General features: G+C 72.0%; 23 protein-coding genes. 13 read left to right on the top strand and 10 right to left on the bottom strand.

The window, feature by feature from the left end:
• Positions 1–25: 25 nt before the first annotated feature.
• From ACGF3A_RS17995 to amaP, 5 genes are read left to right on the top strand one after another with little or no spacing between them, the layout of a single operon-like run.
• Positions 26–538, top strand: coding sequence for an Asp23/Gls24 family envelope stress response protein (locus tag ACGF3A_RS17995; RefSeq protein ID WP_393730845.1), 513 nt, complete (start codon positions 26–28; stop codon positions 536–538).
• Positions 539–588: 50 nt separating this feature from the next.
• Positions 589–789: a hypothetical protein gene (locus ACGF3A_RS17990; protein WP_393730843.1), complete on the top strand. Its 201-nt coding sequence runs from the start codon at positions 589–591 to the stop codon at positions 787–789.
• Between the two features lie 4 nt (positions 790–793).
• On the top strand, positions 794–1,192 hold the full coding sequence (locus ACGF3A_RS17985) for an Asp23/Gls24 family envelope stress response protein (protein WP_393730841.1): 399 nt from the start codon (positions 794–796) through the stop codon (positions 1,190–1,192).
• Between the two features lie 26 nt (positions 1,193–1,218).
• Complete coding sequence (locus tag ACGF3A_RS17980) at positions 1,219–1,872, top strand: DUF6286 domain-containing protein (protein ID WP_393731873.1); 654 nt, start codon at positions 1,219–1,221, stop codon at positions 1,870–1,872.
• A gap of 10 nt (positions 1,873–1,882) precedes the next feature.
• Entirely contained in the window at positions 1,883–2,479 is a 597-nt protein-coding gene (amaP, locus tag ACGF3A_RS17975) for an alkaline shock response membrane anchor protein AmaP (RefSeq protein WP_393730839.1), read from the top strand.
• 209 nt (positions 2,480–2,688) lie between these two features.
• On the opposite strand, the gene ACGF3A_RS17970 is transcribed toward amaP, so the two are convergent.
• The 4 genes from ACGF3A_RS17970 to ACGF3A_RS17955 form a co-directional block, all read right to left on the bottom strand.
• The gene (locus tag ACGF3A_RS17970) at positions 2,689–3,456 is read right to left on the bottom strand and encodes an SDR family oxidoreductase (protein ID WP_393730837.1); all 768 of its coding nucleotides are present in this window, start codon (positions 3,454–3,456) and stop codon (positions 2,689–2,691) included.
• 26 nt (positions 3,457–3,482) lie between these two features.
• Positions 3,483–4,385: an SURF1 family protein gene (locus tag ACGF3A_RS17965; RefSeq protein ID WP_393730835.1), complete on the bottom strand. Its 903-nt coding sequence runs from the start codon at positions 4,383–4,385 to the stop codon at positions 3,483–3,485.
• Between the two features lie 26 nt (positions 4,386–4,411).
• On the bottom strand, positions 4,412–5,494 hold the full coding sequence (locus ACGF3A_RS17960) for a DEDDh family exonuclease (protein ID WP_393730833.1): 1,083 nt from the start codon (positions 5,492–5,494) through the stop codon (positions 4,412–4,414).
• A gap of 141 nt (positions 5,495–5,635) precedes the next feature.
• Complete coding sequence (locus ACGF3A_RS17955; protein WP_393730831.1) at positions 5,636–6,271, bottom strand: TetR/AcrR family transcriptional regulator; 636 nt, start codon at positions 6,269–6,271, stop codon at positions 5,636–5,638.
• Positions 6,272–6,385: 114 nt separating this feature from the next.
• Here ACGF3A_RS17955 and ACGF3A_RS17950 point away from each other — a divergent pair, with 114 nt between their 5' ends.
• The 5 genes from ACGF3A_RS17950 (at position 6,386) to ACGF3A_RS17930 (ending at position 11,688) form a co-directional block, all read left to right on the top strand.
• Positions 6,386–7,198, top strand: coding sequence for an acetoacetate decarboxylase family protein (locus ACGF3A_RS17950; RefSeq protein ID WP_393730829.1), 813 nt, complete (start codon positions 6,386–6,388; stop codon positions 7,196–7,198).
• A complete protein-coding gene (locus ACGF3A_RS17945; protein WP_393730827.1) occupies positions 7,198–8,094 on the top strand; it encodes an SDR family NAD(P)-dependent oxidoreductase in 897 nt (298 codons plus the stop codon). The genes ACGF3A_RS17950 and ACGF3A_RS17945 overlap by 1 nt, the downstream gene beginning before the upstream one ends.
• Positions 8,095–8,098: 4 nt before the next feature.
• A complete protein-coding gene (locus ACGF3A_RS17940) occupies positions 8,099–9,391 on the top strand; it encodes an amidohydrolase family protein (protein ID WP_393730825.1) in 1,293 nt (430 codons plus the stop codon).
• Positions 9,388–10,653 (top strand): amidohydrolase family protein, encoded by a 1,266-nt coding sequence (locus tag ACGF3A_RS17935; RefSeq protein ID WP_393730823.1) that lies wholly within the window; start codon positions 9,388–9,390, stop codon positions 10,651–10,653. The genes ACGF3A_RS17940 and ACGF3A_RS17935 overlap by 4 nt, the downstream gene beginning before the upstream one ends.
• 81 nt (positions 10,654–10,734) lie before the next feature.
• Entirely contained in the window at positions 10,735–11,688 is a 954-nt protein-coding gene (locus tag ACGF3A_RS17930; protein WP_393730821.1) for a sterol desaturase family protein, read from the top strand.
• On the opposite strand, the gene ACGF3A_RS17925 is transcribed toward ACGF3A_RS17930, so the two are convergent.
• Complete coding sequence (locus ACGF3A_RS17925) at positions 11,678–13,210, bottom strand: S8 family serine peptidase (RefSeq protein WP_393730819.1); 1,533 nt, start codon at positions 13,208–13,210, stop codon at positions 11,678–11,680. The genes ACGF3A_RS17930 and ACGF3A_RS17925 overlap by 11 nt on opposite strands.
• Positions 13,211–13,456: 246 nt before the next feature.
• On the opposite strand from ACGF3A_RS17925, the gene ACGF3A_RS17920 reads away from it, so the two are divergent.
• From ACGF3A_RS17920 to moaA, 3 genes are all read left to right on the top strand, one after another.
• Positions 13,457–13,828 (top strand): DUF485 domain-containing protein, encoded by a 372-nt coding sequence (locus ACGF3A_RS17920; RefSeq protein ID WP_393730817.1) that lies wholly within the window; start codon positions 13,457–13,459, stop codon positions 13,826–13,828.
• On the top strand, positions 13,825–15,474 hold the full coding sequence (locus ACGF3A_RS17915) for a cation acetate symporter (RefSeq protein ID WP_393730815.1): 1,650 nt from the start codon (positions 13,825–13,827) through the stop codon (positions 15,472–15,474). The genes ACGF3A_RS17920 and ACGF3A_RS17915 overlap by 4 nt, the downstream gene beginning before the upstream one ends.
• A gap of 133 nt (positions 15,475–15,607) precedes the next feature.
• A complete protein-coding gene (gene moaA / locus ACGF3A_RS17910) occupies positions 15,608–16,597 on the top strand; it encodes a GTP 3',8-cyclase MoaA (protein ID WP_393730813.1) in 990 nt (329 codons plus the stop codon).
• On the opposite strand, the gene ACGF3A_RS17905 is transcribed toward moaA, so the two are convergent.
• From ACGF3A_RS17905 to ACGF3A_RS17885, 5 genes are all read right to left on the bottom strand, one after another.
• On the bottom strand, positions 16,598–16,846 hold the full coding sequence (locus tag ACGF3A_RS17905; protein ID WP_393730811.1) for a hypothetical protein: 249 nt from the start codon (positions 16,844–16,846) through the stop codon (positions 16,598–16,600).
• A 192-nt stretch (positions 16,847–17,038) separates the two neighbouring features.
• Positions 17,039–17,395 (bottom strand): DUF3099 domain-containing protein, encoded by a 357-nt coding sequence (locus tag ACGF3A_RS17900; RefSeq protein WP_393730809.1) that lies wholly within the window; start codon positions 17,393–17,395, stop codon positions 17,039–17,041.
• Between the two features lie 256 nt (positions 17,396–17,651).
• Positions 17,652–19,070 carry a tyrosine--tRNA ligase gene (tyrS, locus tag ACGF3A_RS17895; RefSeq protein WP_393730807.1) on the bottom strand — a complete coding sequence of 473 codons (1,419 nt, stop codon included), beginning with the start codon at positions 19,068–19,070 and terminating at the stop codon, positions 17,652–17,654.
• 62 nt (positions 19,071–19,132) lie between these two features.
• Positions 19,133–20,593 carry a metallopeptidase TldD-related protein gene (locus ACGF3A_RS17890; RefSeq protein ID WP_393730805.1) on the bottom strand — a complete coding sequence of 487 codons (1,461 nt, stop codon included), beginning with the start codon at positions 20,591–20,593 and terminating at the stop codon, positions 19,133–19,135.
• On the bottom strand, positions 20,590–22,137 hold the full coding sequence (locus ACGF3A_RS17885; RefSeq protein ID WP_393730803.1) for a TldD/PmbA family protein: 1,548 nt from the start codon (positions 22,135–22,137) through the stop codon (positions 20,590–20,592). Before ACGF3A_RS17885 ends, ACGF3A_RS17890 begins: the two co-directional genes overlap by 4 nt.
• Positions 22,138–22,366: the final 229 nt, after the last annotated feature.

The following is a 22,366-nucleotide window of genomic DNA, read 5'->3' as shown; positions in this document are numbered from 1 at the left end:
CGAACCTCCGAAAGGGGCGAGGGAAATGTCCGAGACCAGTACCCGCGACCGTTCCGACGCCTCCGGCACGGAGAAGTCCGGCACGGACAGGACCAAGGCCAAGAACTCCGGGAACTCCGGCGAGCAGGGCCTCGGTGCCGCGGCGACCCGGGGCCGGACCACCATCGCCGACGGCGTCGTCGAGAAGATCGCCGGGCTCGCCGCGCGCGACGTGGTCGGCGTCCACGCCATGGGCAGCGGCCTCGCCCGGACGTTCGGCGCGGTGCGCGACCGCGTCCCCGGCAGCGGCAAGAGCGTCAGCCGCGGGGTCAAGGCCGAGGTCGGCGAGGTCCAGACGGCGCTCGATCTGGAGATCGTCGTCGAGTACGGCGTCTCGATCGCCGACGTCGCCCGCGCCGTACGGGAGAACGTCATCTCGGCGGTGGAGCGGATGACCGGGCTCGAGGTCGTCGAGGTCAACATCGCGGTGAGCGACGTCAAGCTGCCCGACGAAGAGGACGAGGACGACGAGCAGCAGGACAAGCCGCGCCTCCAGTGACTCTGGCACGGTAGTGCGGGATCTGCGGGATCCAATCGAAGGAGCGCACGATGAGCATGGCCGTGGTCGGCATGATCGCCGGTATGGCGCTGGGCTTCGCCGGGTACTTCGGTGGCTTCGGGGCCTTCCTGCTGGTGGCGGCGCTGGGCGCCGTCGGCTTCGTGGCCGGGAGGTTCCTGGAGGGCGACTGGGAGGCGGGCGACTTCTTCCGCTCCCGCAACGACTCCCGCAACGACGAACGGCGCAGGTGACGCGGTGACCGAGGGCGTGGTGCCCGAGGGCGTGGCGACCGGGGGCGTGGTGCCCGCGGCCGCACGCGGAGAGACCAGGATCGCCGACCGCGTGGTCGCGAAGGTGGCCGCGCAGGCGGCGCGCGAGGCGCTGCGCCAGGACGGCGGGAGCACCGCGCTCCCCGGCGGCGCCGTCGCGCGCCCCCGCGCGACGGTCGATGTCCGCGAGCAGTCCGCGCGCGTCCGGGTCGCACTCGAACTGGCCTACCCCTCCGACATCGGCGCCCAGTGCGGCGCCGTGCGTCGACAAGTCGCCGAACGGGTAAGGGAATTGGTCGGCATGGAGGTGCCGCACGTGGCGGTCGACGTCGAACGGCTGCACTCGGCGCACCTCAAGGGCGGAGCCCCCGGGAGGGTGACGTGAGCGACGCGCACGAGACCACCGGGAACATCACACTGAAGAAGAGCGGCCAGGGCACGGGCCCGGCGTCCGGCGACACTCTCGAACAGTCCGAGTCCGCCGCCGCGTACACCCCCGGCCAGGGCACCGACGCCGAAGGCGGCAGGTCCGGCCGGTTCTGGTCGCCGCGCCGCCGCGTCGCCGGGCTCGTCGCGCTGGTGCTGCTCGCGGGCGCCGGAGTGCTGCTGTACGACGTCGCGTCCGTACGGGCCGACCGGCCGGGCATGTCCTGGCGGCGCACGTTCGCGGACGAGCTGGCGACCACCCGCCTCGACAGCACCCCCGTGCTCGCGGGCGCCGCCGTCGCCGCGCTGCTCGGGCTCTGGCTGCTCGTGCTCGCACTGACCCCCGGCCTGCGCGGGCTGCTGCCCATGCGCCGCGACGTCCCGCAGGTGCGCGCCGGACTGGAGCGCAGGGCGGCGGCGCTGGTGCTGCGCGACCGGGCGATGGAGGTCGCGGGCGTCCGGTCCGTACGGGTCGACGTCAAGCGGCGCAAGGTCAGGGCGCGGGCCCAGGCGCACTTCCGCGACCTCGACGAGGTGCGCGGCGACCTGGACGCGGCGCTGGAGGACGGCATCCAGCAGCTCGGGCTCGCCCGTCGGCCGGGCCTGTCCGTGCACGTACGACGACCGGCGAAACGGTGAGGCGAGGGCGATGCTGCGGATCGTGAACCGGGCGCTGACCGGGCTCACCGGTCTTGTGCTGCTCCTGCTCGGCCTGGCCGTGCTGGCGGGCGGGCTGGACCTGCCGGACCGCTGGAACGTCTCGCTGCCCTCGGGCTGGCCCTGGGCGGGGCCCGACGACGTGCTGCTCACGGACGCCGACCGCACCAAGTGGCGCGGCGAGGGCTGGTGGTGGCCGGTCGTCATCGCCGCGCTCGCCGTCCTCGTCGTGCTGACCCTGTGGTGGCTGCTCGCGCAGCTCCGCCGCAGGCGCCTGGGCGAGGTGCTGGTGGAGAGCGGCGACGGCGAGGGCGCGCTGCTGCGCGGCCGGGCACTGGAGGACGTGCTTGCCGCCGAGGCCGAGTCGCTGCCCGGAGTCGACCGCGCCCGCGTCACGCTGGTGGGCCGCCGGACCGAGCCGGGGGCACGGATCGGGCTGACGCTGGCCGCGCACGCGGAGCCGGGACCCGAGCTGGTCCGGCTCCGCGCCGAGGCGATCGAGCACGCGCGGGCCTCGGCCGGGCTGGCGGAACTCCCGGCCGAGGTGAGGCTGCGCGGCGCGAAGCACCGTCCCGAACGGGTGAGCTGAGGGGCCCCAGGGGTCCCAGGGGTGCGGGGCACTTGGTTGGCCTGTGCCCTGTGCTGTGGTTGCTCGCGCAGTTCCCCGCACCCCTGAGGCCTCAGGGGCGCGGGGAACTGCGCGACAAGCCACGAAGCAGCCGCAGCCTGCGACGCTCGGTACGGGGCAGCCCCTGCCCAGCCCTGATACGAGGGCAACCATGATCCGCCGGATACGGCCTAGAAGCCGTGCCGGGCTCCACCGTCGACGGGAAGCATGACACCGGTCAGATATGAGGCGGCGGGCGAGAGCACGAAGGCGGCGGTACGGCCGAACTCCTCGGGGGTGCCGTAGCGGCGCAGCGGGATGGACGCCTCGTTCCGCTCGCGCGCGGCCTCGCCGTCGCCCGACAGCGAGTCGAGGTACTGCATCCGCTCGGTGCCGATCCGGCCCGGCAGCAGCCCGAGGACGCGGATGCCGCGCGGGCCCAGCTCGTTGGCCAGGGTCTTCGCGAAGCCCGCGAGGCCGGGGCGCAGGCCGTTGGAGATGGTGAGGCCCGGGATCGGCTCGTGCACCGAGCCCGAGAGCACGAACGCGATCGTGCCCCCGCTCTCCAGTTCGGCCGCGGCCGTACGGGCGAGACGGACGGCGCCCAGGAAGACGCTCTCGAACGCCGATTCCCACTGCTCGTCCGTGATGTCCTGGGCGGGGACCCCCGCGGGCGGGCCGCCGACGCTGACCAGGACGCCGTCGAAGCGGCCGAAGCGGGTACGGGCGGCCTCGACGAGGCGGGCCGGGGTGTCGGGCGCGGCGTTGTCGGCGGCGACGCCCACGGCCTCGCCGCCCTCCTTGGCGAGCAGCTCGGCGGCGGCCGTCGCGGACTCCTCGGTGCGGCCGGAGACGACGACCTTGGCGCCCTCGGCGACCAGCTGCCGCGCGGCGGCGAATCCGAGGCCCCGGGTGGCGCCGGTGATGACGTAGACGCGGTCTTTCAGTCCGAGATCCATGGGAGCAGTGTGCCTTTTGGGGGCCGTCAGTCCGACACCGGCTCGGGCTCCTGTTTCCCCTGCTCCTTCTCGGAGGGCGCTTCCGAGGGCTCTTCGGAGGGCTCTTCCGGGGTCGTGTCCGGCGTCGCGTTCTGGGCATCCGGGGCGTCCGGGGCGGACTCGCCCTCCGCGGCCTGATTCTTCCGGTCCTGGCGCTCGCGGCGCACCAGGATCACCCAGCCGACCGGGACGGCCGCGGCGAAGAGCCACCACTGGACGGCGTACGCCATGTGGGGGCCGATGCCGCTGTGGTCGGGCTCGGGGAGCACCTCGGGCTGCTTGCCCGCGGGCTTGGGGGTGGTCTCGGTGAGCTGGACGAAGCCGCCGAGCACGGGGCGGCCGAGCTTCCCGGCCTGCTCCTTGCTGTTGATCAGCATGACCTGGCGGTCGGGCAGGCCCTTGGTGTCCTTGATGCCGCTGGCCTCGGTCGTCTCGTCCGGCATCATCCTGCCGACGATCTTCACCTCGCCCCGGGGGGCCTTCGGGACCTCGGGGAACGCGGTGAGGTCGCGGTCCGCCTTGATCCAGCCCCGGTTGACGAGGACGGCCTTGCCGTCCTTCGTGACGAGGGGGGTGACGACGAAATAGCCGATGGTGTCGCCGTCGGCCGCGGTGCGGTGCCGGACGACGACCTCGTGCTCCGCGTCGTACGTACCGGTGGCCTCGACCGTGCGGAACTTGTCGTCGTCGGACGGCTCACGGCCCGTCCCCGTCAGCTCCGTGACCGGGACGGACGGCGCGGAGAGGCTCGCGGTGACCTCGTCGTTGCGCGCGACCCGCGCCTCGTGCCGGTGGAGCTGCCAGAAGCCCAGCTTGATCATCACGGGGATGAGCACGAGGGCGAGCAGGGTGAGGATCACCCACTGCCGGGACAACAGGAAGCGGTACACGCCTACTGACGGTACCCGCAGCCCGGTCAGCCCTCGGGCGCGGGGGCCACGTCCGGGAGGAGCTGGCTGAAGGCCGCCTCGTCGATCACCGGGGTGCCGAACGAGCGGGCCTTGACGACCTTGGACGTGGGGGAGTCCGGATCGTTGGTCACCAGGAGGCTGGTGAGGCGCGAGACGCTGGAGGCGATGTGCAGACCGGCCTCGATGGCGCGGTCCTCCAGCAGCTCACGGTCGACGGAGGTGTCGCCGGAGATCGCCACGCGCATGCCCTGGACGAGCGGCCCGCCCGGCTCGTAACGCCCCGGGTTCGGGTACGGGCACTTGGGGCGCTTGCGGGAGGGGCGCCACGTGCTGGCGTACGACCGGCCGGACCAGCCGCCTCCGCCTCCTGCTCCTGCTCCGCCCGTGCCGCCGCCCCCACCGCTCCCGCCGCCGCGCGGCACGACCGTGTCCGACCACTCGCTGAGGGGCTGGCAGGCCAGCAGCGGGAGGCGGACGTCCTGCCGGGCCGCGAGGTGGAGGCTGGGGCGGAACGCCTCGGCGAGCACGCGCGCGTCGTCCAGCGCGTGGTGCGCGCGCTGCTGCACCACGCCGTAGTGCGCGGCGAGGGACTCCAGCTTGTGGTTGGGCAGCGGGAGGGAGAGCTCCTTGGAGAGCGCGATGGTGCACAGCCGCTGCCGCACGGGGGCGGCGCGCCGGGCGCGGGCGAACTCCCGGGCGATCATCGACCAGTCGAAGATGGCGTTGTGCGCGACCAGGACGCGGTCGGCGAGGTGCTCCGCGAACTCGTCGGCGATGTCCTCGAAGAGAGGGGCGTCGGCCAGGGCCTCGGCCGTCAGCCCGTGGATCCAGGTGGGGCCCGGGTCGCGGCGCGGATTGACCGGCGTGTACCAGTGGTCCTCCACGTCCCCGTGCGCGTCCAGCCGGTAGACCGCGGCGGACACTATCCGGTCGTCGCGCGCGAGGCCGGTGGTCTCCACGTCCACCACCGCATAGCGCTCCGGAAATCCGGACGGCCAGGAGACGGGGGCGTCATGGGGGTCGGCGGCGGGCTGCGCGGGGATGGCGGCCGCCGCCCCGTCCGGAAGTGCCGTCTGGTCTTCGAGCATGGTCCCAGAGAATACGGGTCGGCACTGACAGTGCCCGAAGCGCGCCCGGCGCGCGGTTGACTTCCGCGCGCCGCGCCGTGCCGCGACGCCTCTCCCGTACGTCCGTTCCGCCGCGGCCCCGTGCGGCACTCCGGGCAGCCGTCACGAATCGAGCAAACCGGTCACCAATGCCCGTATCGACGCGGTGAACACCCGCTCCGCGTCGGGCGGACGGGACAGCGCGCGGGCGAGCGCGGGGTCGTCCTCGGCGCTCGCGGCGGACCACAGCTCGGGCTCGCCGGGCCGCTGGACGGGGGCGCGCTCGCGGTTGCGCTCGACCAGCAGATGGCCGATGACGGCGAACTGCACGGCCCGTACGGCCTCGGCCGCGCGGGCGCCGCGCAGTCCGGCCGCGTGCGTCTCGTGGACGAGCGCGCGCTGCGCGGGGAGGAACATCCGCTCGGTCAGGCCGCGTTCGTGGACCATCGCGATCAGGTGCGGGTGCGCGCGCAGTTCGCGGCGCAGCGCGCGGGCGAGCGAGACGACGCGCTCCGCGGGCGTACGGCCGCGCGGTCTGATGTCGCCCAGCTCGCGCACCGTGCGCTCGACCAGCGCGTCCAGGAGGGACTCGCGGTTGCCCACGTGCCAGTAGATCGACGTGACGGCCGTGCCGAGTTCGGCGGCGAGCTTGCGCATGGTGAGGGCCTGCGGACCGTGCTGGATGACGAGCGAGGCGGCGGCGCCGAGGACCGCTTCCCGGGTGAGGGGCGAGCGGGAGGGCGGCTCGGTGCGCGTCATGGGGCCCCCAATTCTGGTCGGTGCGCATGTCTTTACCCTTCGAGGGCCGCGCTGTAACAGGGTTACAGGCCGCCGGAATCAGAGAGGCGGACGCGCGACGAAGGGTGGCACGGCATGGTGCGCGTACGGTACGGCCCGCGTTCCGAGGAGGAGACCGCGCGGGCGAGGGAGGCGAGCACGCGGCTCCCCGACATCTGGTCGACGGGCGTGACCGCCGTCTGGGAGACCGACCCCGGGGTGGTGGCCGAGGTGCTGCCCCCGCCCCTCAAGCCGGGCGAACGGCCCCTCGTCCGGGTCAGCGTCAGCAAGGTCGACCTGCCCGGCTATCCGCTCGGCGCGGGCTCCGTGGCCGTCGCCGCGCGGCACGGGGGCGCCGAGGGCTGGTACCCGCTGGTGATGCCCATGACGCACGAGAGGGCGCTCATCGGCGGCCGGGAGGTCTTCGGCGAGCCCAAGAAGCTCGGCGAGGTCACCGTCGAGCGCGGGCCCGACGGCGCGCTGCGCGCGGCGCTCGCCCGGCACGGTGTGGCCTTCGTCGAGATACGCGGCACCGTGGGCGGCGCACTGCCGCTGCCGGAGCCCGCGGAGAAGCTCGACTTCTACCTGAAGTTCCTGCCCGCCGTGGACGGGAGCGGATTCGACGTCGACCCGGTCCTCGTGCACTGCCTCCGTCACGAGAAGGTGCGCCGGCTGGAGGCCGTGGACGGTGAGGTGGTGCTGCGCGAGTCCCCGTACGACCCCGTGGCCGACCTGCCCGTACGGCGGCTGGTGGAGCTCACCCTGGGCGAGAAGACCAGCGACCAGAAGGGACGCGTCGCCGAACGGCTCGGCGCGGCCGACGTGCTGCCGTACGTGCACCAGCGCTACGACGACGCCGCACAGGTCCTGGACGGACCGCCGGAGCCCTCGCGCGAGGGGAGCGCCTGATGGAGCTGACGGCGGGACGGACGGCGGTCGTGACGGGGGCCGCGAGCGGCATCGGGCTGGCCCTGGCGCGCCGCTTCGCGCGCGAGGGGCTCCGGGTGGTCCTGGCCGACGTGGAGGAGGGCGCGCTGGAGAAGGCGGCGGCCGGGCTGCGCGACGAGGGCGCGACGGTCCTCGCGCGCGTCACGGACGTCAGCGAACGCGCCTCTGTAGAGGCCCTCGCGGACGCGGCGTTCGAGGAGTTCGGCGCGGTCCATGTGCTGTGCAACAACGCGGGCGTCGGCTCCGGGGCCGAGGGCCGCATGTGGGAGCACGACCCGCGCGACTGGGAGTGGGCGTTCGCCGTCAACGTGTGGGGCGTCTTCCACGGCATCCAGGCGTTCGTGCCCCGGATGGTCGCCTCGGGCGAGCCCGGGCACGTCGTGAACACGTCCTCCGGGGACGGCGGGATCGCCCCGCTGCCGACCGCCTCGGTGTACGCGGTGACCAAGGCGGCCGTCGTCACCATGACGGAGTCCCTGTACGCCCATCTGCGGGCCGAGAAGGCGAAGGTGGGCGCCTCCGTGCTCTTCCCCGGGCCGCACATGCTGCGCACCGGGCTGTGGGAGTCGCACCGCAACAGGCCCGAGCGGTACGCCAAGAGCCGCCCGCGCAGGACCCCGTACCGCTCGATCGACCAGTGGGAGGCGGCGATGCGGGAGGCCGGGCACGAGATCCGCTTCACCGATCCGGCCGAGGTCGCCGGCCACGTGGCCGAGGGCCTGCGCGAGGACCGCTTCTGGATGCTCCCCGCGAGCGAGCACAGCGACGGCCAGATCCGGGCCCGTTCCCGTTCGATGCTGGAGCGTGCGAACCCGGCGTACCTGGAGAGCTTCATTCTCGACAAGGACGAGGAGTGAGCCCGTGACCGACACCCAGCGGGACCCGTACCTGATCATCTCCTCCGACTGCCACGCCGGGCTGCCCACCGAGGAGTACCGGCCCTATCTGGAGGCCCGTTTCCACCGGGAGTTCGACGAGTTCCTCTCACAGAGGGACGCCCGTATCGAGGAGTCCACCCGGCTCGGCATCCGGAACGAGACCTTCGCGCGCAAATGGTTCGAGGACAACGAGGAGGGACTGCGCGGCGGCTGGGACGCGGCCCAGCGCGTCAAGGAACTGGACGGCGACGGCGTCGCCGGCGAGGTCGTCTTCCCCGACGCGGACGCCGTGGACAGCGGTACGGCCGCGCCCTTCGGCGTCGGCCTCGGGCTCAGCGGCGACCAGGACCCCGAGCTGGGCATGGCGGGCGCCCAGGCGCACAACAGGTGGCTCGCCGAACTCTGCTCCCAGCACCCCGAACGGCACTGCGGAGTGGCCCTCCTGCCCGTCACGGGGGACGTCGAAAAGGTCGTCGCCGAGATCCACCGCGCCAGGGAGTCGGGGCTCGGGGCGCTGATGATCCCCTCCATGTGGGTCGACAAGGCGCCCTACCACGACCGCCGTTACGACCCGGTGTGGGCAGCGGCGGCGGAGACCCGTATGCCCGTCGTGACGCACTCGGGCGCCGCGCCGCGCCACGAGTACGGCGACCATCTGGGCATCTATGTCAGCGAGGTCACCTGGTGGCCCGCGCGCCCCCTGTGGTTCCTGCTGTGGTCCGGCGCCTTCGAGCGGCACCCGGGGCTGCGCTTCGGGATTGCCGAGTCGGGCTGCTGGTGGCTGCCCAATCTGCTCTGGTTCATGGACCGGCTCTACCTGGGCGCGCACGGGGGCAAGAAACTCTCGCCCTTCGCCGAACTGAAGCGCCCTCCGCACGAGTACCTGGACCGCCAGGTGTTCGTGTGCGCGACCAACACCAAGAGGCGCGAGCTCGCCCAGCGGTACGAGATCGGCGTCGACAACATCCTGTGGGGCAGCGATTTCCCGCACCCCGAGGGCACCTGGCCCGCGACCCGGGAGTGGCTGCGGAAGACGTTCCACGACATCCCCGTGTCCGAGACCCGCCGGATGCTGGGCGGCGCGGCGGCCGAGGTCTTCGGCTTCGACACGGCGGCCCTGGAGCCCCTCGCGCGCCGCATAGGGCCGACGCCGGAGGAGCTGGGCCAGCCGGCGGACCAGGGGCCCGTGGAGGAGTCCTGGCGGCGCTCCAGGGAGACGGGGCGCCACTGGCTGACGGACCACGACTTCCCGTTCGTGGGAAGGGACACGCCATGAGCGGCACGGAGCACGGCACGGACCGCACGGAGCACGGCACGGACCGCTACACGGTCATCTCTGCGGACTGCCACGCGGGGGCCGACCTTCTCGACTACAGGCCGTACCTGGAGAAGGCGTACCACGACGACTTCGACGCCTGGGCCGCCGACTACGTCAACCCGTACGAGGACCTGCTCGCCGACACGGCGGACCGGAACTGGAACTCCGGGCGGCGGCTGGCCGAGATGGAGGCGGACGGCATCGTGGCGGAAGTGGTGTTCCCGAACACCATCCCGCCCTTCTTCCCCTCCGCGTCCCTGATGGCCCCGGCCCCCACGCGCGAGGAGTACGAGCAGCGCTGGGCCGGGCTGCGGGCGCACAACAGGTGGCTCGCGGACTTCTGCGCCGCGGCGCCCGGACGGCGCGCGGGAGTGGCCCAGATCCTCCTGAACGACGTGGCGGAGGCCGTCAAGGAGGTCCGCTGGGCCAAGGAGAACGGGCTCACCGGAGGCATCCTGCTCCCCGGCGCCCCGCCGGGCTCGGGCGTCCCCGAGCTGTACTCGGAGGCGTACGACCCGCTGTGGGCCGTCTGTGCCGAACTGGGCGTCCCCGTCAACCATCACGGCGGCTCCGCCTCGCCCCCGCTGGGCGAGGAACCGGCGGCCCGCGCGGTCTTCATGGTGGAGACCACCTGGTTCTCGCACAGGGCGCTGTGGCACCTCGTCTTCGGCGGCGCCTTCCGGCGTCATCCCGAGTTGACACTGGTCCTGACGGAGCAGGGCTCGGGATGGATCCCCGGAGTGCTGGAGATGCTGGACTACTACCACGGCAGGCTGGTCGCGGCGGCGACGAAGGCGGCCACGGCCGAGGCCAAGTTCGGCGCGGGGCTGGCCGAGGCCATGGGCAAGGGCCCCAGCGAGGTCTGGCGGGAGAACTGCTACGTGGGTGCGAGCTTCATGCGCCCCCACGAGGTGCCGCTGCGCCACCGGATCGGCCTCGACAAGATCATGTGGGGCAGCGACTACCCGCACGACGAGGGTACCCAGCCGTACTCCCGCGAGGGCCTGCGGATCGCCTACGCGGGTCTCCCGCGCGACGAGGTGGCCGCCATGGTGGGCGGCAACGCCGCGCGCGTCTACGGCTTCGACACGGCCCTCCTGGACCCCGTGGCGGCCCGTGTGGGCCCGACGGCCGAGGAGATCGCCGAACCGCTCACCGCCGTCCCCGAGGACGCGAGCAGCCCGGCCTTCGCGCCCGGGGGAAAGGTGCGGGTCTGGTGAGATCTCATGAAAGGGGGCGTTGCAATACGCGCGGGTAACAACCCCTAGCGCGGAGTTCACCAGCGGCCTTACCTTGCTGACATGCCGTCTAGCCTGCCCGATGTCGTGCTGTGGTCGATCCCCGCCTTCGTGCTCCTCACCGTGGTGGAGATGGTGAGCCACCATCTCCACCCGGACGAGGACGCGGCCGGATACGAGACCAAGGACGCCGCGACCAGCATCACCATGGGACTCGGCAGCCTGGTCTTCGACGCGCTCTGGAAGATACCGATCGTCGCGGTCTACGCGGCCGTCTACGAGCTCACGCCGCTCCGCGTCCCGATCCTGTGGTGGACGCTGCCGCTGATGCTGCTCGCGCAAGACTTCTTCTACTACTGGTCGCACCGCGGCCACCACGTGATCCGCATCCTGTGGGCCTGCCACGTGGTGCACCACTCCAGCGAGAAGTTCAACTTCACCACCGCGCTGCGGCAGCCCTGGACGACCTGGACGGTCTGGCCGTTCTACGTGCCGATGATCGCCCTCGGCGTGCACCCCGCGGCGGTCGCGTTCTGCTCCTCCGTGAACCTCGTCTACCAGTTCTGGATCCACACCGAACGCGTCGGAAAGTGCTGGCGGCCGATCGAGTTCGTCTTCAACACGCCCTCGCACCACCGGGTGCACCACGCCTCGCAGGGCGGCTATCTGGACCGCAACTTCGGCGGCATCCTCATCGTCTGGGACCGGCTCTTCCGCTCGTTCGTCCCGGAGACGACGGCGCCCGTGTACGGCCTGACGAAGAACATCCACACCTACAACCCGCTGCGCGTGGCCACCCACGAGTACGCCGCCATCGCCCGCGACGTGCGCGCCTCCCGCGACTGGCGCGAGCGCGCCGGGCGGGTCTTCCGCGGCCCGGGCTGGCAGCCGAAGGCCGTACAGCAGGCGGAACAGGCAGAAGGGGCCGGACCGCCGCAGCGGTCCGACCCCTCGCTCACCTCACCGGCAGCCGAAGGCGTACCGGCTCAGGAGAGCCCTTCCGCCGTCACTTCGTGACCGCGGCCAGCGCGTCCACGATGCCGTGGCCGTAGAAGCTGTTGTTGCCCTTCACGCCGGTGCACTTGGCGGCGTACGTGCCCTTGCCGTCCGGGTCGTACTTCTCGGGGCAGGCCACGCTCGTCGCCTGCGCCTTCAGCCGCCAGGCGATCTCCTGCGGGGTGGCCTTGGGGTGCTGGCTCTTGATGAGCGCCGCGACACCCGCGACCTGCGGGCCCGCCATCGAGGTGCCCTGGAGGTACGCGTAGTCACCGCCCGGCATGGTGGAGACGACGCCGCCGTCCTTGGCCGGCTCGGGAACCTCCTGGTAGCGGCGGTCGCCGCCCGGGGCCGTGACGTCGATCTTGTCGAGGCCGTAGTTGGAGTAGTACGACTTCCGGTTGTCCTGCGGACCCGAGGCCGAGACGGAGATGGCGCCGTCCAGCATGGTCGGCACGTCCGGGCACTCGGCCGGGTTGATCGTGCGCTTCACCGGAGTGGAGTCGTTGGGGCTCGTGTCGTCGACGATCTCCTTCGCGGCGTGGTCCTGCGAGGAGTTGCCCGCCGAGCTGACGGTGGTGACGCCCTTGCCCTGCGCGTACTTCACCGCACGGCCGACGGCGTCCGCGATGGCCTTCTGGTCGGCCTGGTCGCCGCAGTTGTAGAGCCACGGGTCGGTGTAGTAGCTGTTGTTCGTGACCTCGACGCCGTGGTCGGCCGCGAAGACCATGGCGCAGACCACGGCCTCCGTGTAGAAGAGCGAGGTCTCCGGCTCGCTCACCTTGATGGCCGAGAGCTTGACGCCCGGGGCCGCGCCCGCGATGCCGACGCCGTTGCGCGGAGCGCCGATGATGCCCGCCACGTGCGTGCCGTGGTAGTCGTCGGTGGCGCTGTACGGGCGCCAGGCGCCCGGCGTGGTGTCGGGCTTGCCGCCGACGCAGTTCGCGGACTGCTTGGCGGAGAAGTTGCCCTTGAGGTCGGGGTGCGTGTCGTCCACACCGGTGTCGATGACACCGACGGTGACGTTCTTGCTGCCCTCACTGACCTCGCTGGCCTTGTCGGCCTTGATGGCCCGCTTGTCCCACTGCAGGGACTCCAGCGGCTCCTCGCCCTTCGCCTTGGCCTTCGCGGCGAGCGAGGCCTTGGGCTGCTTGACGAACTCGGGCTTGCCGACCTCGGTGGTGCCCGCGGCCTTCAGCGGCGCCGTACGGGTGGCACCGGCGGAGTCCACTCCGTCGACCGCGCGCAGCGTGTCGCCGAACTCCGGGTTGGCCGAATGGGCGACGATGATGCCGAGCTTCTTGTAGGAGGTGACGATCTTGCCGTCGGCCGCCCGTATTTCCTTCTTGACCCGATCGATCGTGCCCGGGTCCTTTTCGGTGTTGACGACGTAGCTCAGCTTCTCGCCGGCTTTCGCCTTCGGAGCGGAGGGCTCGTCCTGAGCGTTCGCCGCGGCGGCTCCTGCGAGGCCGAGCGAAGCGGTCAGCACGAGTCCCAGCGGCAGTGCGAGAACACGCCGCCGTCTGGAAGGTCTTGAAACCATGGGGTCTCCATGTCGTCTGAAGTTGTCCACAGACGACGGAAGTTATCCCTGGTGGGCCCGGAACTGCAATGGATTGCGAGAGAAAGTCCGAAGGGAGTGTGGTGTGACGAGGTGCCTTATGTGATTCCGCGGGCGGGCCCCCTGTTGTAACGCTGGTGCGCGATCTACGATGCGCGCACTGTACGCCCAGGGAGATATACGTCACACCAACCCTCCCTCCGCCCCCGTATTCCGTCTGGAGTCACTGTGGACACCGCCCCAGAGCACGCGAGTTCCGGCCCGCCGGGCAGTCGGGACTACACGGAGGTACAGCAGAGTCCTGAGTTCGGCGAACTCCGGCGCGGGTACCGTTCGTTCGTCTTTCCCCTCACCGTGGCGTTCATCGTCTGGTACCTGCTCTACGTCCTGCTGTCGAACTACGCGGGCGGGTTCATGGGCACCAAGGTGGTCGGCAGTATCAACATCGCGTTCGTCTTCGGCCTCGCCCAGTTCGTGACCACGTTCCTCATCGCGTGGTGGTACTCGCGGGTCGCCGCCGAGAGGTTCGACCCGAAGGCCGAGGCCATCAAGGCCCGGCTGGAGGCCGCAAGCGCCGAGGACGGGGAGAGGGACGCATGAGCCTGACGCACCAGCTCGCGGCGTCGCCCGCCGTGAGCCAGTTCGCCGCCGGGGACGCCAGCGAGCACCGGCCACTGATCATCACCCTCTTCTCCGTCTTCGTCGTCGGCACCCTCGCCATCACCGTGTGGGCGGGCCGCAAGACCAAGGACGCCACCGACTTCTACGCGGGCGGGCGCTCCTTCACCGGCTTCCAGAACGGGCTGGCCATCTCCGGCGACTACATGTCGGCAGCCTCCTTCCTCGGCATCGCAGGCGCCATCGCCCTCTCCGGGTACGACGGCTTCCTCTATTCCATCGGCTTCCTGGTCGCCTGGCTCGTCGCGTTGCTCCTGGTGGCTGAACCGCTGCGGAACTCGGGCCGCTACACGATGGGCGACGTCCTCGCCTACCGGATGCGCCAGCGCCCCGTCCGTACGGCCGCCGGGGTCTCCACGATCATCGTGTCGATCTTCTACCTGCTGGCCCAGATGGTCGGCGCGGGCGCGCTCGTGGCCCTGCTGCTGGGCATCACGGGGGAGACGGGCAAGAACCTGATCGTCGTCTTCGTCGGCGTCGTGATGATCCTCTACGTGACCATCGGCGGCATGAAGGGCACCACCTGGGTGCAGATGATCAAGGCGTGCCTGCTGATCGGCGGGACCCTGATCATCACCGTGCTGGTGTTCCACAAGTACAACTACAACCTCTCCACGCTCCTCAGCGAGGCCGCGGAGAACAGCGGCAAGGGCGCGGCGTTCCTCGAACCCGGCCTGAAGTACGGGATCAGCACCACCTCGAAGATCGACTTCATCTCGCTCGGCATCGCGCTCGTCCTCGGCACCGCCGGGCTGCCGCACATCCTCATCCGCTTCTACACCGTGCCGACGGCCAAGGCCGCGCGGAAGTCCGTGAACTGGGCGATCGGCATCATCGGCGTCTTCTACCTGATGACCATCGCGCTCGGCTTCGGCGCCGCCGCGATGCTCACCCCGAAGGAGATCACCGACAAGAACCCCGCGGGCAACACGGCCGCTCCCCAGCTCGCCGAGGCCATCGGCGGCGGCAGCGACTCGACCGGAGGGGCGATCCTTCTCGCACTGATCTCGGCCGTCGCCTTCGCGACGATCCTCGCCGTGGTCGCGGGGCTGACGCTCGCCTCGTCCTCGTCGTTCGCGCACGACCTGTACGCGAACGTCATCCGCAAGGGTCAGGCCACCGAGAAGGAGGAGGTCGGCGCGGCCCGTATCTCCGCCGTCGTCATCGGCGGCGTCGCCATCGGGCTGGGCATCTTCGCGGGCAAGCTGAACGTCGCGGGACTCGTGGCGCTCGCCTTCGCCGTCGCGGCCTCGGCCAACCTGCCGACGATCCTCTACAGCCTGTTCTGGAAGAGGTTCACCACGCAGGGCGCGCTGTGGTCGATCTACGGCGGCCTCATCTCCTCCGTGGGGCTCGTCTTCTTCTCGCCCGTGGTCTCCGGCAAGGAGACCTCGATGTTCACGGACTGGGACTTCGACTTCTTCCCGCTGGAGAACCCGGGCCTGATCTCGATCCCGCTGGGCTTCCTGCTCGGCTGGCTCGGCTCGATCCTCTCCAAGGAGGAGCCCGACGCGAAGAAGTACGCCGAGCTGGAGGTGCGGTCCATGACCGGTTACGGCGCCCACTGACGGCCGCCGCACCCCTCGCACCAGGCGCGGGTCACCTCGCGTAGACGGCCCCTCACCAGGCGGAACTGTCACATGTCAGTGGCGTGGCATACGCTGCGAAGCAGTTCATACGCCTGTGGGAGGGGCCGTCAGCATGCTGCTCGACACCTATGGCCGGGTCGCCACCGATCTGCGCGTCTCGCTGACCGACCGCTGCAATCTCCGCTGCACCTACTGCATGCCGGAAGAGGGCCTTCAGTGGCTCGCCAAGCCCGAGCTGCTCACGGACGACGAGATCGTCCGCCTCGTCCGCGTCGCCGTCACGGAACTGGGCGTGAAGGAGGTGCGCTTCACCGGCGGCGAGCCGCTGCTGCGCCCCGGCCTCACCGGCATCGTCGCCCGCTGCGCGGAGCTGGAGCCCCGCCCCCGGATGTCCCTGACCACCAACGGGATCGGGCTGGAGCGCACCGCCGAGGCCCTCCGCGACGCCGGTCTCGACCGGGTGAACGTCTCGCTGGACACCCTCAGCCCCGAGACCTTCCAGAAGATGACCCGCCGCAAGCGCCACGCCGATGTGCTGCGCGGCCTCGCGGCCGCCAAGGAGGCGGGCCTCACCCCCGTGAAGGTCAACGCGGTCCTGATGCCGGGGCTCAACGAGACAGAGGCCCCCGACCTCCTCGCCTGGGCCCTGGAGGAGGATTACGAGCTGCGGTTCATCGAGCAGATGCCCCTCGACGCGCAGCACGGCTGGCAGCGCGACGGCATGATCACCGCCGGGGACATCCTGGAGTCGCTGCGCACCCGCTTCACGCTCACCCCGGAGGGCGAGGAGCAGCGCGGCTCGGCCCCCGCCGAGCGCTGGCTGGTCGACGGCGGCCCGCAGCGCGTCGGCGTCATCGCCTCCGTCACCCGCCCCTTCTGCCGCGCCTGCGACCGTACGCGCCTGACGGCCGACGGGCAGGTGCGCACCTGCCTCTTCGCCACCGAGGAGTCCGATCTGCGCGGCGCGCTGCGCGCGGGCGCCGGGGACGAGGAGATCGCCGCGCTCTGGCGCAAGGCGATGTGGGGCAAGAAGGCGGGCGCGGGGATCGACGACCCCTCGTTCGTGCAGCCGCAGCGCCCGATGTCGGCGATCGGGGGCTAGCTAGGAGCCCTGGGGCCGCTCTTCCCACTCGGCGAGCTCCACGGTCTCCTTCAGGAAGCCCCGCATGCCGAGGAAGTTCGACAGGTGCTCGCGGTGGTCGTCGCACGCGAGCCATGTCTTGCGCCGCTCCGGCGTGTGCACCTTCGGATTGTTCCAGGCCAGCACCCACACGGCGGCGGCGCGGCAGCCCTTGGCTGAGCAGATGGGGGACTCGGGGCCCTCGTCGGAGGGCGAGGCGGAGGGGATCACGGCCCCATCATCCACCAGGGTCCGGACATTAAGCGACGCCGGGCAGCCACGGGGGGAGCCGCCCGGCGTCGGTCCATCGCTCCGACGGGGGATGCGGAGCGCACCTGAAGTATGGCATGCCATGCCTCGCGCCGTGCACCGGAACAGCATGATTGATCTGAGGTTTTCTTGAGCTTGCCGGGAAGGTCCAGATCAACTGGGGTCGCCAGTCGCCCCGTTCGACCCTCCGGCCTGGGACTCCGGTGTGCGTTCCGCCGCGTTGAGCATCGGGCGGGGAGGGGTCGCGAGGTAGGTGGAGGGCAGCGAAGGCACGTTCTCCCGGCCCGCGTTGGCGATCACCACCGCGACGTACGGCAGGAGCGCGCCCAGCACCAGGGTCACCACGGCCAACGGGCGTTCCACATTCCACAGCAACACTGTGGCCAGCACCGAAGCGGTGCGGATCAGCATCGAGATCACATAGCGCCGCTGCCGCCCGCGCACATCCGCCTGGAGCCCCTGACGGGCGCCGGTGATCCGGAAAACCTCCGTGCTGTGCTGCTTCCGCATCACATTCCACCACCTGGTCACTGTGCCGATCCGCGGGCCGGCACGCGAGGTTCCGGACGTCTTCCACGGTACGCCCCGGCTCCGACGCCTTCGAGACCGGGGCGCCTGGCACCGCGTGCCAGAGCTCCTACGCCGCCGTCGTGAGGGGGCGGTCCGCCGCGCGGCGCAGCATCGCTACGCCGCGCGGCGTTCTGTCCCGGTTCGCCGGATTGTCCGTCGGGTCCCGTCAGTTCCCGTCAGATCCCGTCGGCTCCCGTCAGACCCCGTCGATCCGGGCGATCTTCCGGCCGGCCTTGAGGTAGACCGCGTCGGCGGCGCCGTCCGCCTCGGCGGCGAGCTTCTCGCGCACCACCTCGGCGAGCGGGCGCAGCGCGTCCGCCTCCGGCAGCACCACGGCCTTCTGGTCCTCGCCGCTCTTCTCGACGACGAGCCGCAGCCCGTTCTGCTTGGCGATCCGGCGCGCGGCCGAGGCGCTCGGGGTGAACTCCAGGACCTTGGTGAGCACCGCGGCGATGCCCTCCTGGCCGTGCTCGCCCGCGTCCACCGACGGCAGCGTGTCCACGTCGCCGAAGGTCTTGTTCGAGAACTGCGCGACGAAACCGGCGCGCGCCGTCATCGCCGCCTCGGCCCCGTACAGCGCCATGACGACCTCGCCCGCCAGGATCTTCTTCAGGTCCATCGGGTGCAGCGTCCGCGCCTCGATACGGGCCGTCGCCTGGTCGATCTCGGCGTCGGTCCACTCGGTCCACGCCCGCAGGTACGGCACCATCAGCCGGTCGGGGATCGACATGACCTTGCCGAAGACGTCCTCGGCGGTGGTGGTCAGGCCGATGTAGTTCCCCTTGGACTTGGACATCTTGGCGCCCGAGCCGTCGGTGCCCTCGATCAGCGGGTTGGTGGCGACGAGCTGCGGGCGCTGGCCCTTGACCTCCATCAGCCTGCGGCCCATCTGGAGGTTCAGCAGCTGGTCGACGCCGCCCAGCTCCACGTCGCACTCCAGCGCCACCGAGTCCAGGCCCTGCGCGACCGGGTACATGACCTCGGCCATCGTCAGGCCCGAGCCCTCCGCCAGCCGGTTGCGGAAGTCCTCGCGCTGGAGCAGCGAGGACGCCGGGACCTGGGTGAGGAGCGAGAGCAGCTCGGGGAAGGTGTACGGCGCCAGCCACTCGCTGTTCTGCCGGAACCTGACCTTCTCGAAGTCGAAGAACGGCCGCACCTGCTCGCGGTACGTGGCGAGGTTGCGGGCGATGTCCTCGTCGGTCAGCGGCGGACGCTCCGCCGTACGCCCCGAGGGGTCGCCGATCTTCGCGGTGAAGTCGCCGATCAGCAGCGTGACCTCGTGCCCCATCCGCTGGAAGCGGCTGAGGGTGATCATCGGGACCGCGTGGCCCAGGTGGACGTCCGTCGCGGTCGGGTCGATGCCCAGCTTGACGCTGAGGCCCCGCCCCTCGTTACGGCGCTCCTCGATGCGCTCGGCGAGCTGCTCCTCCGACGGCAGCAGATCCACGGCCCGCGAGCCGATCAGCGCGGCCTGCTCCTTCGCCGGAAGATCGCTCAGGTCCAGATAGCGGCGCGACCCGGTCTCCGCGAGCAGGCGCTCGACGGTCTTGTCGGAGGAGAGGTCCTGGGCCAGCAGTTCGCTGGCGCGCTGCACGGAGTCGCCGAGGCGTGTCACGTCACTGTCCTGATGAAGAGGTATGGATGGGTCACCGAAAGTCTATGCGCGTCCCCGCTCTCTCAGACGCCGCGGCTGACCGAACTCATGTGGAAGTCCGGCACCCGCAGCGGCGGCATCGCGGTCGGCGCGCCGCGCCCCGCCCACTCGCGCGGCAGCGTGCGCTCGGTACGGCCAGCCTCGGTGGCCCGCCCGAGGAGGGAGACGGGGGACTCGTTGAACCGGAAGTTGTTCACCGCCGCCGTGACCTCGCCGTCCTCCACCAGGAACACCCCGTCCCGGGTCAGCCCCGTCAGCAGCAGGGTCGCCGGGTCGACCTCGCGGACGTACCAGAGCGAGGTCAGCAGCAGGCCGCGCCTCGTGCCCGCCACCAGGTCGTCGAGCGAGCGGGAGGCCGAGGGTCCGGCGCACTCCAGCAGCAGGTTGCCCGCCGCGGGCGCGAGCGGCAGTCCCGTGAGCTCCGCGCCGTGCCGCGAGGCGAGCAGCCCGGTCAGCACGCCGTCCCGCATCCAGTGGGTGGGGGAGAGGGGCAGCCCGTTGTCGAACACGGACGCGGGCGAGCCGCCCGGACCGCCCGCGTCCGGCGGCTCCCCGCCCGAGGCGTACGCGAGCAGGAAAGGGGCGGTCTCCAGCCCGGGCGCGCCGGGGTCGCTGCGCAGTGTCAGCGGCAGCTCCGAGAGCCGCTCGCCGACCCGGGTGCCGCCGCCCGGCGCGCTGAAGACGGTGCGGCCCTCCGCCGCGTCCCGCGCCGAGGACGCCCAGAGCTGGGCGATCAGCAGATCGGCCACGGCCGTCGGCGGCAGCAGCGTCTCGTACCTCCCGGGCGGCAGCTCCACCGTCCGCCGCGACCACTCCAGCCGCCGCGCCAGCTCCGCGTCGAGCGCCGCCGGATCGGCCTCGGAGAGGTCGGTGAAGTCCCGCGCCGTACGCCCCGCCCAGGCGGAGGCGCCCAGCGCGGGCGACTTGGCGTTGAGCGTGAACGTGCCCGTCGGCTGGTCGTGGCGGAGCCGCAGGCCGGTCGAGGTGCCCAGGAAGCTCGACACCGTCCGGTGCTCGGCGAAGCCGTACAGCTCGCGCCCCTCGGCGCGCGCCCGCGCGAACGTCTCGCCGAGCGCGGGCGCCAGGCGCGCGAACACCGACGGACGCGTCTCGCCCGGCGGCTCCGCGAAGCCGGGCGAGACCGGGACGCCCTCGACCAGCGGGCGCGCGTCCTCGGCGGGTCCCGCCGCGCGGGCCGCTGCCTCGGCCGCGCGCACCAGCGGCTCCAGCTCTTCCCCGGCCACGCCGGTCCGCTGGACGACCCCGGCGGCCGTGCCCCGCGCGCCCCCGGCCGTCGCGACGACCGTGACCCTACGGCCGCGGGAGACCCCGTTCGTCGTCAGCGCGTTGCCCGCCCAGCGCAGCTGGACCGAGGACGTCTCGTCGACGACGACCACGCAGCCGTCCGTACGGGAGAGCGCGAGCGCGCGTTCGACCAGCTCGTGCGGCGCCTGTGCCCTCGCCGCTGCCGTACGGGCGCTCATCGACCCGCCTCCCTCGTGGTGTTGAGGACCCGGACCCCGCGGAAGAGCGCCGACGGGCAGCCGTGCGAGACGGCGGCGACCTGCGCGGGCTGGCCCTTGCCGCACATGAACGAGCCGCCGAGCCGGTACGTCCCCGGGCCGCCGACCGCCTCCATCGAGCCCCAGAAGTCGGTGGTCGTCGCCTGGTACGCCACGTCGCGGAGCTGCCCGGCCAGCCGCCCGCCCCGGATCCGGTGGAAGCGCTGGGCGCTGAACTGGAAGTTGTACCTCTGCATGTCGATCGACCAGGAGCGGTCGCCCACCACGTAGATCCCGTCCTCCACGCCGCCGATCAGCTCCTGTGTCGAGGGGCCGCCGGGGCCGGGCGCGGGCCGCAGCGAGACGTTGGCCATCCGCTGGAGTGGCGCGTGCGCGGGGGAGTCCGCGAAGGCGCAGCCGTTGGACCGCGCGCTCCCCGCGATCCGTGCCGCGCGCCGGTCGAGCTGGTAGCCGACGAGCGTCCCGTCCCTGATCAGGTCCCAGGACCGCGCCGCCACGCCCTCGTCGTCGTACCCGACCGTGGCGAGCCCGTGCGGCGCCGTACGGTCGCCCGTCACGTGCATCACCGGCGAGCCGTACCGCAGCGTGCCGAGCAGCTCGGGGGTGGCGAACGAGGTGCCCGCGTACGCCGCCTCGTAGCCGAGCGCCCGGTCCAGCTCGGTGGCGTGGCCGATGGACTCGTGGATGGTGAGCCAGAGGTTCGTCGGGTCGATCACCAGGTCGTACGCGCCGGGTTCCACGCCCGGCGCGCGCCGCTTCTCCGCGAGCAGCGCGGGCAGTTCCGCCAGCTCGGAGTCCCAGTCCCAGCCGGTGCCGGTCAGGTACTCCCAGCCGCGCCCCACGGGCGGCGCCAGCGAGCTGAGCGTCTCGGCGGGGCCGTGCGCGTCCTCCACCGCCATGACCGCCAGCGTCGGCCGCACGCGGACCCGCTGCTGCGTGGTGACGGTGCCCGCCGTGTCCGCGTAGAACTTGTTCTCCCGTACGGCGCTCAGCCCCGCGCGCACATGCGCGACACCGTCGGCCGCGAGCAGCCGCGCGCTCCGCTCGGCGAGCAGCCCGGTCTTCTCGCCCTCGGGGACGTCGAAGGGGTCGGTCTCGTACGCCGACACCCACGTCCGTTCGCCGTGCGAGGGCTCCTCGGCCAGCTCGACCCGGTCGCCGCCACCCGCGGCGCGGGCGGCCTGCCCCGCCAGCTCGGCCATCGCCACCGCCCGCTGGGCCGTCCCGGCCGCCGCCTCCGGGGTCAGCTCGTCCCCCGAGGCGAAGCCCCATACCCCGTCGCGCACCACCCGCACCGCGTACCCCTGGTCGGTGGTGTCCTCGGCCCCGGCGGTACGCGCGTCCCGCAGCCGCCACCGCGCCGTACGCACGCGCTCCAGCCGGAAGTCCGCGTGCCCGGCACCGAGCGCCAGCGCGCGGGAGAGCGCGGCGTCCGCGAGCGGGCGGAGGGGGAGGGCGAGGAACGAAGGGTCGAGCGGGGCCCGAGGGCCGTTGGAGTCGCGCACGTGTGCCTCCTGCGACGGTGGTCCTGGAGGGTGCCTTGGGCGGTGCCTTGGAGGGAAGCATGCCGTTCCGGCGGCCTCCCCGTCCCGGCCCCGTCCCGGGATTTCTGTAGAGACCCGACAGGACCCCGCGCGGCCCCCTGTCCATGGCCGAGTGCCCGGAGAGGACGGGTGCCCGATAGGTTCTCCAGGGGAGACACCGTGAACGCAGAAGCAGAGAGGGTGGTCACAC

This window comes from Streptomyces sp. NPDC048172 (assembly GCF_043202595.1).
Lineage (GTDB): Bacteria > Actinomycetota > Actinomycetes > Streptomycetales > Streptomycetaceae > Streptomyces.
Note: the sequence above shows the minus strand (reverse complement) of the source record. Positions and strands in the feature narration are given on the sequence as shown.